Here is a 15,442-nt window from a genome sequence, read left to right as displayed (position 1 = left end):
GATCGGTGCGTGGCGCCAGCCGGGACCGCCACGACCAGTTACATTTACAAGCAATGTGATGGAGACTAACGGTACAAGGTGTGCAGGTATGTACGGTGACGCACGGAAGCTTTAGTTGTTCCTGAGGACAATCATTGAACATCCGGCTTAATGCCTATACGAAAGGAACAAAAGATGACAACCCCTCTAAACATGCCTGTGAGGAATCGCACTCACCCGCTGCTGCTGCTGGCAGCGGCCGCTGTTGTGCTGTTCTCGCTGGTCGGTACTGCCGCCATCATGGGCTGGCTGCCTTCATCGGTGGGCGGCACTGCCAACCGTCAGCTGACCGAAGCGGATCGCCTGGCACTGGCATCGACGTTGCCGCAAGGGGCGCCGTCACAGAATTACGCGGCTGCACCGCAAGGCGCTTATCCTGCACCGGCGCCGGCACAGGCCCCTGCACAAGCGTACGCGCCAGCCCCTGCGCCAGCGCCAGTGCAACAAGCAGCACCTGTGACGCAAATCAAGGAAACCCAGCCAACGCAGTTGGCCGCGAAGAGCAACTGGTGTGAAAACTGCGGCAACGTCGAATCGGTCCGGGCGATCAAGCAGCGCGCCGAAGGCAGCGGTCTGGGCGCAGCAGGCGGCGCCGTCCTGGGCGGTCTGCTGGGCAACCAGATCGGTGGCGGCAATGGCAAGACACTGGCCACTGCGGCCGGCGCCATCGGTGGCGCCGTCGTCGGCAACCAGGTCGAGGGCAATGTGAAGGCCACGACCAGCTACGAGATCCGGGTTCGCCTCGATGACGGCACGCTGCGCACCTTCCGCCAGACCAGCCAGCCGCAATGGGGCAACGGCGACCGCGTGCGCATCGTCAAGGGCCGTCTGCGCTCGGTGGCATAACCAGAAATCAGCTTTTTTGTAACGACACAGATGACCGGGAGCGCGCAAGCGTCCCGGTCAAATTTTTTCCTAATTGCAATGTGTGCCATCGCACGGAATTATTGATGAGCTAAGGCGACAATTGTTCCCATGCTGAATCGATTGGCGATACAGCATCAATCAGGGAGACACGCATGAATACCTTGACCTGGATCGGTATCATCATTTGGGGAATCGTACTGACTCTGTTCGGCCTGCTCTCGGCCGGGCCGGCGCCTGTCGCGCAGGGCCTGGTACAGGCCCATGACGTGGTGTTCCTGATTGCTGGTGGCCTGCTGAGCTGCTTGATCGGCTTTACCGGGCTGATCGGGATGATGGGCTGGATTCCCGGCCTGCAAAAACAAAAAAGTTGCGTTTAATGTACGCCATCGTACGGTAGTCGCTCTCAGGAAACAACATACTGGTCTCACAGCGCAACGGGCGCACCCCTTCTAGGAGATTCATCATGCTGTACACAATTGCTGTTGTCCTCGTTATCCTCTGGCTGCTTGGCTTGGTCACGTCGTACACCATCGGCGGCTTCATCCACATTCTGCTCGTCGTCGCCGTCATCATGATCCTGGTTCGCCTGATCAGCGGTCGCGGTATATAGAATCTTTATGACAAGTCTCTGCTTGTCGTAAAATCCAATCCGTTTCGCTGTCGCGCCCATTTCTGGCGTGACAGCGAAACGGATTTCTTACTTTTAAGGAGTTCCACCATGAACAAAAACTTCATCAAAACCACCGCAGCAGTTGCCCTCGTCGTCATGACGGCAACCGGTTGCGCAGACATGACCGGCACCCAGCGCGGTACCGCAACCGGCGCCGGCATTGGCGCGGGCCTGGGCGGCCTGATCGGCGGCACGACCAGCGGTGGTGGCGGCGGTCGTGTGGCAGGCGGCGCAGCCATTGGCGCAGCAGCCGGCGCCGTGATCGGCAATATCTGGTCCAAGCGCATGGAACAGCAAAAACAAGCCATGGAGCAAGCGACCCAGGGCACCGGCGTGCAAGTGACCCAGACCTCGGACAACCGTCTGAAGCTGGAAATCCCAAGTGACATCTCGTTCGACACGGGCCGCTCGGACATCAAGGGCAACTTCCAGCCAGTGCTGCAGCGCTTCGCTTCGACCCTGCAAGAAAACCCGAACACCAATGTCGTGATCATCGGCCACACCGACAGCACCGGCAGCGACAGCATCAACCAGCCACTGTCGGTCGACCGCGCATCGCGCACCCGCGACTACCTGGCCGGCCGCGGTGTGAACCCGAACCGCATCACCATCGAAGGCCGTGGTTCGCGCGAGCCAATCGCATCGAACAACGACAACGCCGGCAAGGCGCGCAACCGCCGCGTCGAGATCTATGTCGCAGAACCAGCACGCGGCTAATCGCCACGTTCGCCAGTAATACAAAAGGCCGGCATTTGCCGGCCTTTTGTATTGGGACGTCAGATCCGCTTACGCGGCCTGGGTGAACGCCAGGTACAGCTCACGTGCCTGCTGCGCCACCGGCCCGGCTTCCAGCACATGGTCTTCATAGCGCGTGCATGGCGTGACCTTGCCATAGTTACCGGTGCTGAAGATCTCGCGCGCCGTGCGCAGTTCGGCCTCATCGACCGTGCGTTCTTCGACATCAATACCCACGCCAGCCAGCAGCGCCATCACGCGCGCCCGGGTGATCCCGGCCAGGAAGGTGCCGTTCAACTTTGGCGTGACCACCTTGCCGTCCGCAGTAACCAAAAACAAATTCGAGGCTGCAAACTCGGCGACGTGGCCTTCGCCATCGAGCATGATCGCCTGCTCGAAACCGCGCGCCTTCACTTCGCGCATGGCGCGCGTCGAATTGGCATACAGTGCCGATGCCTTGGCGTCGGTCGGCGCCATGCTCGGCTGCGGACGACGCATCGTCGACAGGCCAGCCGAAAAGCCGGCGAATGGCGGCAGCGGTGCATCGAACAGCGTCAGTGCGAACTGGCTCTTTTCGGCCACCGGAATCAGAAAGCCTTCCGTGCCGAACACGAGCGGGCGCACGTACAGTTCGGCATCCGGCGCAAATTTCGCCACGCCTTCGCGCACCAGCGCTTCCATCTCGTCCACGCTCAACGGACACGCCAGGCCCAGCTTCTCGGCCGAGCTGATGACGCGCTCGAGGTGCGGTCGCAGGTCAGGCAGCTTGCCGGCCAGCGAGCGCGCGCCATCGAACACGGACGAGCCGAGCCACAGGCTGTGGTCCATCGCGCCGTACAGCGGCACATTGCCTTCGGCCCATTGGCCATTGAAATAGGTGAGGTACATGGTTTCCTTGATGACTGGGACATTGCAGATCGGGGCCAGTGTAGCGGGACTGTCCGGCCCGCGTCCAGTCGCCAGCGCCGGGATGGGGGCACTGAACCTTGCCGCGGGATACTTCCACGAGGTTACTGTTCGTTGCCACACCATATGGGCGCGGGTCCTCGCGTACACTGACGTTTTTCTGTACAGATTTTTTTTCATGCTCGCAACACTTGAACGGATTGATCCCCACAGCGACAAGATCGACCTGCTGGTCGAGCTCGTCTGCCATCTGCGCCCGCGCCAGCGTTGGGTATGGCAAACGGCCGATGACCCGGCGCAGGCAGTGCGTACGCTGACCCAGCTCCTCAAGGGAAATCCCGACCAGGCATGGGCGCTGCGCCGCTACATCACCACGCTGCTCGAAAAGCGCCGGCATACCAGCCTGTACAGCGACATCGGCATCCTGTCGAACGACGGTTTCGTCACTGAACTGAAAAGCCGCATCACCTACCGCTTCCTGCCGCCTGCGCTGGAAGACCTGTACCTGTCCGATGCGCTCGACCAGGTGCTGTACCGCCAGGACGATTACGCCTGGATCCGCGCGGTACCCGACACCGACTGGATGACCCTGTTCCACGTGATCGAAAGCGCGCCGGTGCCGGCGGACGGGAATCCCGGCCGCGCGCGCGTGGTCACGCTCAAGGGCTTGCTCGATGCGATCCGCACGCTGTCGTGCCGCGTCTGCGCGCTGGGCCTGGAACCGCGCCTCGTGCACAGCTACAGCCAGATCGAGAACTTCGATTCGCCGTTCCTGATGCAGAATATCGAGGTCAACCGTTACCTCGATGAATACGCACGCTACCTGAACGGCGATATCGCGCGCCCGGACGATGCGCGCCACCTGCTCGTGATGCTCGACCAGTGCGAAGACGTCGTGCTCAAGATCCGGCGCCTGGCGCTGAGCAGCGGTACCAGCATCGCCCTGACCTATCTGCTGGTCGCGCTCCAGCAAAGTATCGACCGCCTGCAGAAACTGCTGTTCCTGGTGGATGTGCCAGAAACCGCCGAGACCGATGACACGCAGATCGACCCGGCCGCCGCAACCCAGGGAGTGCTGAGCGCCATGAGCGCGACGGCAACGCCACCACAGGCTGCGACGGTGCCTGCGACGACAGCCACAACGCCCACGGCGCAAGGCAGCGTCGCCATCATCACCGACCAGCCGGCGCCTGAGCTGGGGCCGCGCGAGCGCGCCGTGATCGAGCTGGCCGAGGAACTGATCGAAGCGCACAACACCAAGTACCAGGTAACGAACCTGGTGCGCGACAACGTCGACCTGCTGGCGCGCAATGTCACTGAAAACGCCAGCCGCACCGGCGAGCACTACATCGCCGAAGATCGCAAGGGCCTGCGCAAGATGCTGTGGTCGTCGTCCGGCGCCGGCTTCATCGTCGGCTTCATGGCGCTGCTCAAGATCCTGCTGGGCTATCTGCATTCGCCGCCGCTGGTCCAGGCATTCTTGTTCAGCATGAATTACTCGTTCGGCTTCGTGCTGATCCACATGCTGCACTTCACCGTCGCCACCAAGCAGCCGGCCATGACGGCCCAGCGTATTGCTGCTTCGCTGCACCGCTCGGCAACAGGCCGTGGCCTGGACGTCGACCGGCTCGCAGAACTCGTCAATAAAGTGTTCCGCACCCAGATGGTGGCGGTGCTCGGCAACGTGCTGGTCGCGTTCCCGGTGGCCTGGGCCATTGCCGAAAGCGTGCGCTGGTACCGGGGCGAGCATCTGGTCGACCCGATCAAGGCGCTGCACCTGCTCAACGAGATCGACCCTGTCAACAGCCCTGCCCTGTTCTATGCGGCAGTGGCCGGTGTCTGGCTGTTCGTGGCCGGTCTGGTCTCGGGCTACTACGACAACAAGGCGCTGTACACCCGCATGGGCCAGCGCGTGCAGCAGTTGCGCGGCTTGCGCACGCTGCTGGGTCCGGCGCGGCTGGCGCGCCTGGGCGCGTATGTCGAAAACAACCTCGGTGGCCTGATGGGTAACTTCTTCTTCGGTATCCTGCTTGGCACCACCGGCACGGTCGGCTTCCTGCTGGGCCTGCCGATCGATATCCGTCACATCACGTTCTCGGCCGCCAACTTCGCGACCGCGCTGGTGGCGCTCGACTACCAGATGACGTTGCCGCAGATTCTCAACGCGACGGCTGGCGTGCTGCTGATCGGCACGATCAACCTCTTGGTCAGCTTCGGCCTGGCGCTCTGGGTTGCCCTGCGCGCACGCAAGATCCGTTTCAAGCGCGGCATCCTGCTGGTGCAGGCACTGGGCCGCCGCTTCGCGTATTCACCGGTCGAGTTCTTCCTCGGCCCCAAGCACCGCCAACTGGCGCCCCCCGACTCCGACCCCGCAAGAGGACCAAAATGATCAAGAAGCGCTTCGCCACCTGGTGTGCCATCGCCGCTCTCGCCTGCGCGGTGAGCGCATGCAAGACATTGCCCGATGCGAGCACCATGACCGGCACGCCTTCGCAATCCACGCCGACGGTCACGAACCAGCACGGCGAACTCAAGCAGAAACAGGCGGCGGCGCTGCTCAAGCGGCGCTGGGCACGCGCGTCGGCGGACCTCAAGGGGCTGGCGGTGCTGGAGGAACAGGCCACGGGGGTGCCCATGATCGCCGGCAATGCCGTCACGCTGCTATTTGATGGCCCGGCGACGATGCGCGCGATGATGGCAGCGGCGCGCGCCGCAACCACATCGATCAACCTGGAAACCTATATCTTCGACCACGACGAGATCGGCGGCCAGTTTGCCGAGATCCTGATGGAAAAACGGCGCCAGGGCGTGGTCGTCAATGTCATGGTCGATGGGGTCGGGACGCTGTCCACGCCGAAGGAATTCTTCGACCGGCTGCGCCAGGGCGGCGTGAACGTGCTGGTCTTCAATCCGGTGGACCCGACCAAGCGACCCGGCAAATGGGCGCTGAACAACCGCGATCACCGCAAGATCATGATTGTCGATGGCCTTGTGGCCTTCACCGGCGGCATCAACATCAGCAGCACGTATGCCAACAGCTCGCTGTTCCGCTCGAAGAAACGGCCGGACGACGTGAGCAAGGACGAAGTCGGCTGGCGCGATACCCACATCAAGGTCGAAGGGCCGGCGGTCGGCGCGCTGCAATGGGCGTTCATTGACAACTGGGTGCATCAGGACGCGGGTGAGTTGCCGGAAATTGATTACTTCCCGAAACTGGCGCCGGCAGGCGACAAGGTCGTGCGCGTGCTGGCCACGTCGCCGGACCATGATTCGACGATCTACAAATCGCTGGTCATCGCCATTGGCGAATCGAAGAAATCGATCCATCTGACGGCCGCCTATTTCGTGCCGGACCGCCAGATCGTCGACAGCCTGATCGCCGCAGCCAAACGGGGCGTGGACGTGCAGCTGGTGCTGCCGGGCGTGTCGGATCACGGCTTTATCCGGCATGCGGGCGAGTCGTTCTACGAAGAGCTGCTCGAGGGCGGCGTGCGCATCCACCAGTTGCAGGTGGCCGTGTTGCACGCCAAGACCACGGTGATCGATGGCATGTGGTCGTCGATCGGTTCGGCCAATATCGACCGCCGCAGCTTCATCCACAACTATGAAGTCAATGTGGTCGTGCTGGACCCCGCCTTCGGGCGCGACATGGAGGCCGCATTCCGGGACGATGTGGTCCATTCGAAGGAAATCAAGCTCGACGCGTGGAAGCGGCGGCCATGGTCGGACCGCCTGCGCGAGGCGATGGCGCGCATGACCGAATACTGGATCTGAACGCCGGGCGGCGCGTCAGATCCCCGCTGCCAGCATGCCGTCGGTGTGCGGGGACCAGACGCTGCCTGCCTGCATGAACTTTTCGGTCGTGATCACTTCAAACTTGCCGCCGACGGCATCCCAGCCATAGCGGTCGATCTCGACCCGGTGTGCCTCTACTCTTACCACGTTGAACGAGTTCACTTCGCCGCGCCCGCGCGTCGACGTGGCCGTGCCGGCCTGGATCACCAGGGCCGCATACGCATCGATCTGGTAGCGCGCCGCCGTGCTGCCGGCGTGGCTGGCGTGCATGTGCCCTGCCATCAGGATATCCACGCCGGTCTCGGCAAACACTTCCATCGCCAGCGGCGCGCGCACGACCAAGTCGCGTTTCTCGAAATGGTCGGGCAAATCGAACGGGTGGTGCGTGACGACGATGCGCGTGATGTCCGGGGCGAGGCCACTGAGACGCTCGCGCAGCGCGGCGATCTGCTCATGGCTGACGCGCCCGTCCTTGATCGTCAGTGACCGGGCCGTGTTGACGCCCACGACAGCAATCTCGTCGTCGATGAAGACCGGCTCGAGATCGTCCGTGATGTAGCGGCGGTAACGCGACAGCGGCCGGGCGAAACGGCGCAGCACGTTGTACAGCGAGATATCGTGGTTTCCCGGCACGACGATCTGCGGCCCCGGCAGCGAATCGAGAAACGCGCGCGCTTCTTCGAATTCTTCCACCTTGGCACGCTGGGTCAGATCGCCCGAAATGACGACGACGTCGGCCGCGATCGCGTGCACGAGCTCGCGCAACGGGCCCAGCAGGGCCTGGTCGACGCGGCCGAAGTGCAGGTCGGACAGGTGAATGAGAGTGCGCATCGAAAAACTCCTTACATGTCTTGGGGTGAGGCCACGCCGGACTGACGCCGCTCACGGGCCCGGCGGCGACGATTGAGGGTGGCGGTGCCGCTGATGCAGATCGCAAGCCAGCCGCAGCCTTCCACCAGCGCGGCGAGGATATCGGTGAGGTAGTGCGCGCCGAGATACATGCGCGAGAACGCGACGGCGCCGATCATCAGTGCCGCAAGTACGAACGGCAGCACCCTGCACGGCCAGGTGCGGGCGTGGCGCGCGAAGTAGCAGGCCAGCACGCCGTACAGCACGGTGGCGGCCATCGTATGCCCGCTGGGGAAGCTGTAGGTGGTCAAGGTGACGATCGGCTCGTCGAAATGGGGCCGCGCGCGCTCGAACGTGTGCTTGAGCGCGACATTGAGCAGCATGCCGCCCGGCACGCTGGCGATCACCGCCATCGTCCAGTAACGATGGCCGCTGCGATACACCCACAGCGCCGCGCAGAAGGCCATGACGAGGATGCCGGGCGTACTGTGCAGGTTGGTGAGAAGCAGCAGCGCATCGCGCAGCAGGCCGCCCTGACGCGCATGCAGGTGCAGCCAGTTGGCGATTTCGGCGTCGAGCTGCGTGATCGGCGCACCGGCCACGACGGCGCCGGCCAGCTGGGCGAATACCGCCATGGCAGAGAGCAGCAGCGCCACGCCGATGGTCAGGTGCAGCCCGTACTCACCCTCGGGCGAGAAGCGGTTGGCGGCAAAGCGCTGGAGTCGGGGCAGTGTTTTGGTCATGATGACGCGATTATGACTGACTTGGCGAAAATACCACACACGGCAAAAAGTACTGTATGCCCGAACAGTAACTGTTGATTCATACAGTGGTTGTGGTATTCTTACTTCACTGCATAACCACTCAATACGAGGAAACGAACATGACCACGCTCAACAGCTCTTTTGGTATGGAACACGCCCCGACCCCTTTCATGGTCCGCATTGGCCGTCGTGAAATCCTGGTAACCCGCGACTTCCGCAAGCGTTTCTATGCCGTCAATCCGGTCATGGAGTGCGATACCGGCGTCGAAGCTGGCCATGTCGAGATCCTGCTTTTCCGCCGCTGGCTGGTCATCCTGTCGAAGGCGCACTGAGCTTCGTCAGCGCCAGCGCAGAAACCGCATAAGGTTGCTTGAATTTATTCGTTTTGTTTCTACAGGCAGAGACCGTACGCTACCATCTCCAACCTAGAGAAAGATAACAATGCTTCGCAAAACCTTCATCAGCTCGCTGGCAGCCCTGACCCTTCTGGCGCACGCGCCTGCATTTGCTGCCGACATCAGCCTGCTCAACGTATCTTATGATCCGACGCGCGAGCTGTACCACGAGTTCGACGCGGCATTTGCCAAGCACTGGAAAGCAAAAACCGGCGACAACGTCACGATCAAGCAGTCGCACGGCGGCTCGGGCAAGCAGGCGCGCTCGGTGATCGACGGCCTGCAGGCCGACGTCGTCACCCTCGCACTGGCGTATGACATCGACGCCATCCGCGACAAGGGCCTGATCAATCCGGGCTGGGAACAAAAACTCAACTACCGCAGCGCGCCGTACACGTCGACCATCGTGTTCCTGGTGCGCAAAGGCAATCCGAAACAGATCCGCGACTGGGGCGACCTCGTCAAACCGGGCGTGGCGGTGATCACCCCGAATCCGAAGACCTCGGGTGGCGCCCGCTGGAACCACCTGGCGGCCTACGGCTATGCACTGCGCCAGCCGGGCGGCACCGATGCCAAGGCACGCGACTACCTGGCGCGCCTGTACAAGAACGTGCCGGTGCTCGACTCGGGTGCCCGCGGCGCCACCACCACGTTCGTCGAGCGTGGCATCGGCGACGTGCTGCTGGCGTGGGAAAACGAAGCGCTGCTGGCGCTGCGCGAACTGGGCCCGGACAAGTTCGAGATCGTCGCCCCGTCGGTCAGCATCCTGGCCGAGCCGCCCGTGGCCGTGGTCGACAAGAACGTCGACAAGCGTGGTACCCGCAAGGTGGCGCAGGCATATCTCGAATTCCTGTACGGCGACCAGGGCCAGGAGATCATCGCCAAGAACTACTACCGTCCTGCGGTCGACAAGTTCGCCAAAAAATACGCGTCGCAGTTCCCGCAGATCAAGCTGTTCCAGATCAGCGAGTTTGGCGGCTGGACCGCGGCGCAGAAAACCCACTTTGCCGATGGCGGCGTGTTCGACCAGATCTACGCGACGAAGTAATTTGCAGATACACCGCACCTGCCCCCGCGCAGTGTGCATGCAACGCCGTTCCCGCATCCTGTGGGCACGGCGTTTTTTTGTCCTGTGCGCACAGGCCGGAACGATCGCGTCACCCGCGCGCCACGATTTCGCTTGAAATATCACTATCGGATACGAAGTGATCATTTCACTAACTTATGGCTTGCCTCCGGGGTACGACGTGCCCCGGGGGACGCCCTTCCCGCCAACATCAGAGCAAAAGGATCACCCATGTCAGTCAAGCTGAAACACATCAAGGAACAAGTCATCGTCATTACGGGCGCAACCAGCGGCATCGGCCTGTCCACGGCGCGCATGGCGGCCGGGCAAGGCGCGAAGCTGGTACTGGCGGCACGCGCCGACGACGCGCTCGCCCATCTGGCCGAAGAACTCGGGACACTGGGCGCCGAGGTGGTCACCGTCACGGCAGACGTCGGCAATGCCGACGACGTGGCGCATATTGGCGACGCCGCCATCGAGCGTTTCGGCCGCATCGACACCTGGATCAACAATGCTGGCATCTCGATCTTCGGTCGCCTGGAAGATGTCTCGCCGGAAGACCACCACCGCTTGTTCCAGACCAATTTCTGGGGTGTGGTCAATGGCTCACTGGAAGCGGTCAAGCGCATGAAGCTGCGCGGTGGCGGCGCGCTGATCAACCTGGGCAGTGAACTGTCGGACCACGCGATCCCGCTGCAAGGCATGTACGCCGCGTCCAAGCACGCCGTCAAGGGCTTCACGGATTCGCTGCGCATGGAGCTGGAGAAAGAAGGCGCACCGATGTCGGTCACGCTGATCAAGCCAACCGGGATCGACACGATGTTTGCCGTGCATGCGAAGAACTATATGGACAAGGAACCGAAGCTGCCAGCGCCCGTGTATGCGCCGGAGATTGTTGCGGATGCGATCCTGTACGCGGCCCAGCATCCGAAGCGCGACGTGTTTGTCGGCGGCGCATCGAAGTTCAATGCCACCGGTGCGCGCCTGTTGCCACGCGTGTTCGACAAATACCTGCAAGCGACAATGTTCAAGAATCAAAAGCTCGACATCGATACCGATCCGAGCCGGCGCGACGCCCTGCACAAACCCGATTACACGCGTGAATTGCGCGAGCGCCAGGGCTCACCGCACGATGTCATCGAGCACAGCGAATACACGGCGGCAGCGCTGCGCTCGAAGTACATCACCACCGCCCTGCTGGGCGGCGGCGCCCTGTTAACGGCGTTCGCCCTGACCCGGCGGAGGACTCGCTAAAAAGTCGGTGTCATCCTCGGTCAGTGGCAGATCGGGGATCGACTCGATATGGTCGGTATCGATGTCGGCGCCATCCCTGACGACGGCATCACGCCCGGCAGCGGCGCGTTCACCGGTGCCGCTGCGATCGCTGTCGCCCGAAAAATCAGCGTCGCCGACATCCGGTCCGGCTGTCTCGCCCGCGTGACCGGCTTCCAGGTCGGACGTGGTGCCGCCGTCGAAGTCGAGCGTCTGTTCGGGATCGATATTGGTGGCAAAGCCCGGGCCACCGACGACGTCGCTGCCGGTGTCCGACAAGTCGCTCGGACCGAGCGCGTCAACGCCATGGCCCTTGCCCAGGCTGCGGTCTGGGGCTTCCGGGAAGTTATCCGGATCAAGTGTGCTGGTACCAGTCATAAGGTCTCCTCAATAGTTAATGAACCATGGAGACACATTACTGAATTTTGCCGATTCCTGTCGCAACGCACGGACGACGCGCCTGCGAGCAGCCAGGCATCAGAAGGCGCGCCGCATCCCGACATTGAGCGACGAGCCATTGCCCGGCTTGACGCCGAGCTGGACGCCGGCCAGGTGCTGAATGCGTGAATAGGCTGCGTAGAAATCCATGCGGCGCGAGACCGCATAGCTGGCGCCAACCGCGATCTGGCGCGCGTCGCGATTGGCCAGATCGCGGTCGTTGCGGCGGATGTACGAGGCCAGCAGCGTGGTCGAGCGGGACATCGGCACGGCCACGCCGGCCAGCACGTCGCGGCTGTTGGTGGAGCGGGTGGCGGCCACACCGGCGCTGTAGGGATTATCGGGATTGAACAGCGGCGAGTTGCCCCAGCCGCGGCTGGCACTGTAGGCGGCGTACGCGGTGCCCCAGTCGAAGCGCATATTGGCCGCGACGATGGAATTCTTGGCGGCCATGGTGATGTCGATCTGGTCGTAGCGCGTGACCTTGGCCACATTGCGATTCTGGTGGGCCGCGCGGATGTTCAGCGGCCCGAGATTGACACCGACCGACATGCCCCAGGCGCGGCCGGAAGGCGAGCCGTCGACGTCGCCCTTGCCCCACTTGGCGCCGGTCGATAGCCCGGCAAACCTGCCTTCGTAAGCGACGCTGTCGTCGGCGCGCGCACCACGCGGCGCCGCCTGGGCGGACAGACCACCATGGAACGGGTCGCCGACGTCATTGAGCGTCGTGTAGTCGATGTTGAATTGCCGGCCGACAGTGATTGCACCGGCGCCAGTGCGCTCGGTGGGCTGGTCGGATTGGAGCACTGTTTCGCGGGTGAAGACCACGTTGCCGGCTGGCGCATTCACGCCATCGGCGCGCGCGCCCAGCGCGAGCTGGGCCAGGCAATCGTGTGCGCACACGGATTCCGGGATCGCGGCGCTGCCGGCGCCGCTTGCAGCGACCGCCGAATCCTGCGCCGAAGCACATACCGCACTTGATCCCAGCACGGCCATAGCGATGAAAGACATTTTCATGGCGTCACACTCTCCCTGACACCTACTATCCGACAAATGCGGCAATCTTATCTGTCTATTACTTCACATAACTGACCGCTTACGCTCGTCATGGCTCAGTATATGCAATCCATCATACGCTACCGGCGCAGGCGCGCAAAGGCCGCCGGTTCCCACTCGCGCAGGGCGATCAACAAACCTGTGCCACGCCGCTGCGCGAGCGGCGCTGCCAGGCTTTCCTCGTGCAATTGCGCAAAGCGGCTGCGTAACTGGCGCAGTTCCTGCTGCAGCCTGGCGCGCGCGCTTTCAGTCAGCATGCCATGGGCAAAATCGAGCGACTCGCCCACCCCGCCGAAGCCGCCGACCACGAATTCCGGCAAGCCCTGCTCGCGGAAATATGCCCGGATCGGCCCATCGGGCAACCAGTCGAAGTCGCGCGCCACGTTCACGCGGATACGGTTGCCCGGCAACAGCGAGATCAACTGCAGACGGTCGAGATGAAGCAAGTGCTGGATGCATTGCGCTTCGCTCAACGCATAGGCGCCGAGGATATCGAGCATGCGCCAGTGATTCAGCGCGCAGACGGCGACCAGCAACAGTTTCGGGTCCGACACCAGCTCAGCTTCCTGCGCGGCGCAGAGCGTGCGCAGGCGGCGTTGGCCGTTCTGCGCTTCCTGCGTGATCTCGGCCAGGGTGAAGCCGAGCAGGCTGCAGATTTCAACGACCCGGTCGAGAGTAAATTGCTCGCTGGCGAACAGGCGCTTGACGCTCGGCTCGGACAATCCGAGTGCGACAGCAACGTCACGGTAAGTCAGCCCCTGCAGCTTCAACTGACGCTTGATGGTGGCGATGATCTGGCTGATTTGGGTCATGAGGAATACTGGCAATCGCAAAGAAATACTTGGGGCGTGAGGGCCAGTATGTGCCTCACACGGGTACGGCAGCCAGAGCCACCGCATTCTTGCCGCCGCGCTTGGCGGCATACATCGCATGGTCGGCGCGTGCCAGCCACGCATCGAGGTCGGGCTTGTCGCCCGGCGCGAAGACCGCTACGCCAATGCTGGCGCCCACGGTGACTTCGGTGGTGCTGAGCAGATACGGCTCGCGCAGCCGGTCGAGGAGTTTCCAGGCGGTTTCCTCGGCATCGGTGCGCGACGTCAGCATTTCAAGCACGACGACGAATTCGTCACCGGCCAGGCGGGCCACCATATCGGTCTTGCGGATCGCGCCGGCCAGGCGCGCGCCGAACTGGCGCAGCAGCTCGTCACCTTCTTCGTGGCCATGGTTGTCATTGACCGCCTTGAAGCCGTCCATGTCGATGAACAGCAGCGCCGCCGGGCGCCCGCCCCGGCTGGCGCGGCCCATCGCCTCGGGCAAGGTCTCGAGCAGCGCGCGCCGGTTCGGCAAGCCCGTGAGCACGTCGCGCAACAGCAGCGCCTGCAGTTCGGCCGTGCGCTGCGCCACCTTCGACTCCAGGTGCTCGTTCATCTGCTGCAGCGCGCGCCGGTAGTCCGCTTCGCTCTCGACCAGGTTGCGCATCGTGCGCGACAGCATATTGGCTTCGTAGAATCCCTGGATATGCGGGATCGCCGGCAACTCATGGCCACCCGCAGTGGCCTCCGTCACCCGCTCGATCGCTTCGCCCAGCCGCGTCATCGGCCGCGCCAGGCGCTGCGCCAGCAACGCGGCGACCACGGCCAGCACCACACCCAGCAAGCCGCTCCACATCAGCATCCGGTGCTGCAGCAGCTTGGCGCTCTGCAAGGCCTTGTCTTCGTCCTGGCGCACCAGCACTGCCCAGTTCAGCGATGCCGCGTTGCCGATCTGCCCGGTCTGGCTATAGCCGGTGAGATAGGTTCGCCCATCCGGCCACGCTTCGCGCAGCGCACCCGTGTCGCCCAACCTGGCGCGGCGCAGGCTTTCCGTTGAAATCTTTTTCTCGATCAGTTCTTCCGGCCCAAGCATCACCGTCCCATCGTTGCGCACGACCAGGATTTCGGCGCCGTATTCGCGCAGCGCCGGGGTCAGGAGCTTGCGCGCCTGGCGGCGTGCCCAGTCCCAGCTCAGGTGCAGGCCGAGCACGGCGAACATCTCACCATCCTGACTGAACACGGGGGTGGAGACATCGACAAAGCGCCACGGATCGGTACCGTGCGGCATGAGCTTCTCGAGCATCACCGCAGGATGGTAATCGGTGGCGCGCACGCCCAACTGGCCGGACTTGAACCACGGCCGGGCGCTGACGTCCGCGCCTTCGAGCAGGCCCTTGGTCGAGGACGTCACTTTGCCGTTGATATCGGCCAGGCCGATCCAGGCGTAATCGGGGAAGGTTTGCTGCAGGCTTTCCAGCGCGACGCGCGCCGATGCCGGACTGCGCGCATTGCGCACTTGCGGCAAGGCGGCAAGGAGACGCGCGTCACCCGTGGCCTGCTCGACCACACGGTTCAGCGAATCGCGCATTTGCCATGACAACTGTTGCAGCCGCAACTGCGCTTCAGCATTGGCCTGACGCACCGCAAAATGGTTGACCACCGCCAGCAGCAGAGCGACCGTCAGTGTCACCGTGGCACACACGGCCAGGGTCATCAGGGTGGACAGTCGGAATCTACAGAGCAAACCTTGCATGTGCGGTCGTGGCAAACGTGTAATA

The 15,442-nt window shown here is 63.0% G+C and carries 16 protein-coding genes; 9 read left to right on the top strand and 7 right to left on the bottom strand.

Going from position 1 to position 15,442, the window contains the following annotated elements:
• Positions 1-174: 174 nt before the first annotated feature.
• The 4 genes from AC56LH_RS04670 to AC56LH_RS04655 all read left to right on the top strand — a co-directional run bounded on the left by AC56LH_RS04670 (position 175) and on the right by AC56LH_RS04655 (position 2,293).
• Positions 175-885 carry a glycine zipper 2TM domain-containing protein gene (locus tag AC56LH_RS04670; protein ID WP_499644438.1) on the top strand — a complete coding sequence of 237 codons (711 nt, stop codon included), beginning with the start codon at positions 175-177 and terminating at the stop codon, positions 883-885.
• Positions 886-1,058: 173 nt separating this feature from the next.
• Positions 1,059-1,283 (top strand): hypothetical protein, encoded by a 225-nt coding sequence (locus tag AC56LH_RS04665; RefSeq protein ID WP_499644436.1) that lies wholly within the window; start codon positions 1,059-1,061, stop codon positions 1,281-1,283.
• A gap of 86 nt (positions 1,284-1,369) precedes the next feature.
• Positions 1,370-1,516, top strand: a complete 147-nt coding sequence (locus tag AC56LH_RS04660; RefSeq protein ID WP_005671362.1) for a lmo0937 family membrane protein — start codon at positions 1,370-1,372, stop codon at positions 1,514-1,516.
• 108 nt (positions 1,517-1,624) lie between these two features.
• Positions 1,625-2,293 carry a YiaD family glycine zipper/OmpA-like lipoprotein gene (locus AC56LH_RS04655; protein ID WP_482898175.1) on the top strand — a complete coding sequence of 223 codons (669 nt, stop codon included), beginning with the start codon at positions 1,625-1,627 and terminating at the stop codon, positions 2,291-2,293.
• A gap of 69 nt (positions 2,294-2,362) precedes the next feature.
• Here AC56LH_RS04655 and AC56LH_RS04650 read toward each other — a convergent pair whose 3' ends face one another.
• Positions 2,363-3,199 carry a branched-chain amino acid aminotransferase gene (locus AC56LH_RS04650; protein WP_499644434.1) on the bottom strand — a complete coding sequence of 279 codons (837 nt, stop codon included), beginning with the start codon at positions 3,197-3,199 and terminating at the stop codon, positions 2,363-2,365.
• 196 nt (positions 3,200-3,395) lie between these two features.
• Here AC56LH_RS04650 and AC56LH_RS04645 point away from each other — a divergent pair, with 196 nt between their 5' ends.
• Entirely contained in the window at positions 3,396-5,606 is a 2,211-nt protein-coding gene (locus tag AC56LH_RS04645) for a site-specific recombinase (RefSeq protein ID WP_499644432.1), read from the top strand.
• On the top strand, positions 5,603-6,991 hold the full coding sequence (cls, locus tag AC56LH_RS04640; RefSeq protein ID WP_499644430.1) for a cardiolipin synthase: 1,389 nt from the start codon (positions 5,603-5,605) through the stop codon (positions 6,989-6,991). Before AC56LH_RS04645 ends, cls begins: the two co-directional genes overlap by 4 nt.
• A gap of 15 nt (positions 6,992-7,006) precedes the next feature.
• Here cls and AC56LH_RS04635 read toward each other — a convergent pair whose 3' ends face one another.
• Both AC56LH_RS04635 and AC56LH_RS04630 read right to left on the bottom strand, forming a co-directional pair.
• Entirely contained in the window at positions 7,007-7,843 is an 837-nt protein-coding gene (locus tag AC56LH_RS04635; protein WP_499644428.1) for a metallophosphoesterase family protein, read from the bottom strand.
• Positions 7,844-7,854: 11 nt separating this feature from the next.
• Positions 7,855-8,604 carry a phosphatase PAP2 family protein gene (locus AC56LH_RS04630; RefSeq protein ID WP_499644426.1) on the bottom strand — a complete coding sequence of 250 codons (750 nt, stop codon included), beginning with the start codon at positions 8,602-8,604 and terminating at the stop codon, positions 7,855-7,857.
• A gap of 140 nt (positions 8,605-8,744) precedes the next feature.
• Here AC56LH_RS04630 and AC56LH_RS04625 point away from each other — a divergent pair, with 140 nt between their 5' ends.
• From AC56LH_RS04625 to AC56LH_RS04615, 3 genes are all read left to right on the top strand, one after another.
• Positions 8,745-8,957, top strand: a complete 213-nt coding sequence (locus AC56LH_RS04625; RefSeq protein ID WP_482898161.1) for a hypothetical protein — start codon at positions 8,745-8,747, stop codon at positions 8,955-8,957.
• Positions 8,958-9,066: 109 nt separating this feature from the next.
• Positions 9,067-10,068: a sulfate ABC transporter substrate-binding protein gene (locus tag AC56LH_RS04620; protein WP_499644424.1), complete on the top strand. Its 1,002-nt coding sequence runs from the start codon at positions 9,067-9,069 to the stop codon at positions 10,066-10,068.
• A 249-nt stretch (positions 10,069-10,317) separates the two neighbouring features.
• On the top strand, positions 10,318-11,340 hold the full coding sequence (locus AC56LH_RS04615) for an SDR family oxidoreductase (RefSeq protein WP_499644422.1): 1,023 nt from the start codon (positions 10,318-10,320) through the stop codon (positions 11,338-11,340).
• On the opposite strand, the gene AC56LH_RS04610 is transcribed toward AC56LH_RS04615, so the two are convergent.
• The 4 genes from AC56LH_RS04610 to AC56LH_RS04595 form a co-directional block, all read right to left on the bottom strand.
• On the bottom strand, positions 11,302-11,736 hold the full coding sequence (locus AC56LH_RS04610) for a hypothetical protein (protein ID WP_499644420.1): 435 nt from the start codon (positions 11,734-11,736) through the stop codon (positions 11,302-11,304). The two genes, AC56LH_RS04615 and AC56LH_RS04610, sit on opposite strands and share 39 nt — an antisense overlap.
• 99 nt (positions 11,737-11,835) lie before the next feature.
• Positions 11,836-12,807, bottom strand: coding sequence for a porin (locus AC56LH_RS04605; RefSeq protein WP_499644418.1), 972 nt, complete (start codon positions 12,805-12,807; stop codon positions 11,836-11,838).
• A gap of 125 nt (positions 12,808-12,932) precedes the next feature.
• A complete protein-coding gene (locus tag AC56LH_RS04600; RefSeq protein WP_499644416.1) occupies positions 12,933-13,664 on the bottom strand; it encodes a helix-turn-helix domain-containing protein in 732 nt (243 codons plus the stop codon).
• 55 nt (positions 13,665-13,719) lie between these two features.
• Positions 13,720-15,378, bottom strand: a complete 1,659-nt coding sequence (locus tag AC56LH_RS04595; protein ID WP_499644414.1) for a diguanylate cyclase domain-containing protein — start codon at positions 15,376-15,378, stop codon at positions 13,720-13,722.
• Between the last annotated feature and the right edge of the window lie 64 nt (positions 15,379-15,442).

The organism is Telluria sp. LT1R51-2 (assembly GCF_059685775.1).
The sequence above is the reverse complement of the archived record's forward strand: the minus strand, read 5'-3'. Positions and strand labels throughout refer to the sequence as shown.

What these genes read in the sequence shown, in the direction of transcription:
- AC56LH_RS04670 (WP_499644438.1), top strand. Translation starts at nt 175, where the DNA reads ATGACAACCCCTCTAAACATGCCTGTGAGGAATCGCACTCACCCGCTG.
- AC56LH_RS04665 (WP_499644436.1), top strand. Translation starts at nt 1,059, where the DNA reads ATGAATACCTTGACCTGGATCGGTATCATCATTTGGGGAATCGTACTG.
- AC56LH_RS04660 (WP_005671362.1), top strand. Translation starts at nt 1,370, where the DNA reads ATGCTGTACACAATTGCTGTTGTCCTCGTTATCCTCTGGCTGCTTGGC.
- AC56LH_RS04655 (WP_482898175.1), top strand. Translation starts at nt 1,625, where the DNA reads ATGAACAAAAACTTCATCAAAACCACCGCAGCAGTTGCCCTCGTCGTC.
- AC56LH_RS04650 (WP_499644434.1), bottom strand. Translation starts at nt 3,199, where the DNA reads ATGTACCTCACCTATTTCAATGGCCAATGGGCCGAAGGCAATGTGCCG.
- AC56LH_RS04645 (WP_499644432.1), top strand. Translation starts at nt 3,396, where the DNA reads ATGCTCGCAACACTTGAACGGATTGATCCCCACAGCGACAAGATCGAC.
- cls (WP_499644430.1), top strand. Translation starts at nt 5,603, where the DNA reads ATGATCAAGAAGCGCTTCGCCACCTGGTGTGCCATCGCCGCTCTCGCC.
- AC56LH_RS04635 (WP_499644428.1), bottom strand. Translation starts at nt 7,843, where the DNA reads ATGCGCACTCTCATTCACCTGTCCGACCTGCACTTCGGCCGCGTCGAC.
- AC56LH_RS04630 (WP_499644426.1), bottom strand. Translation starts at nt 8,604, where the DNA reads ATGACCAAAACACTGCCCCGACTCCAGCGCTTTGCCGCCAACCGCTTC.
- AC56LH_RS04625 (WP_482898161.1), top strand. Translation starts at nt 8,745, where the DNA reads ATGACCACGCTCAACAGCTCTTTTGGTATGGAACACGCCCCGACCCCT.
- AC56LH_RS04620 (WP_499644424.1), top strand. Translation starts at nt 9,067, where the DNA reads ATGCTTCGCAAAACCTTCATCAGCTCGCTGGCAGCCCTGACCCTTCTG.
- AC56LH_RS04615 (WP_499644422.1), top strand. Translation starts at nt 10,318, where the DNA reads ATGTCAGTCAAGCTGAAACACATCAAGGAACAAGTCATCGTCATTACG.
- AC56LH_RS04610 (WP_499644420.1), bottom strand. Translation starts at nt 11,736, where the DNA reads ATGACTGGTACCAGCACACTTGATCCGGATAACTTCCCGGAAGCCCCA.
- AC56LH_RS04605 (WP_499644418.1), bottom strand. Translation starts at nt 12,807, where the DNA reads ATGTCTTTCATCGCTATGGCCGTGCTGGGATCAAGTGCGGTATGTGCT.
- AC56LH_RS04600 (WP_499644416.1), bottom strand. Translation starts at nt 13,664, where the DNA reads ATGACCCAAATCAGCCAGATCATCGCCACCATCAAGCGTCAGTTGAAG.
- AC56LH_RS04595 (WP_499644414.1), bottom strand. Translation starts at nt 15,378, where the DNA reads ATGACCCTGGCCGTGTGTGCCACGGTGACACTGACGGTCGCTCTGCTG.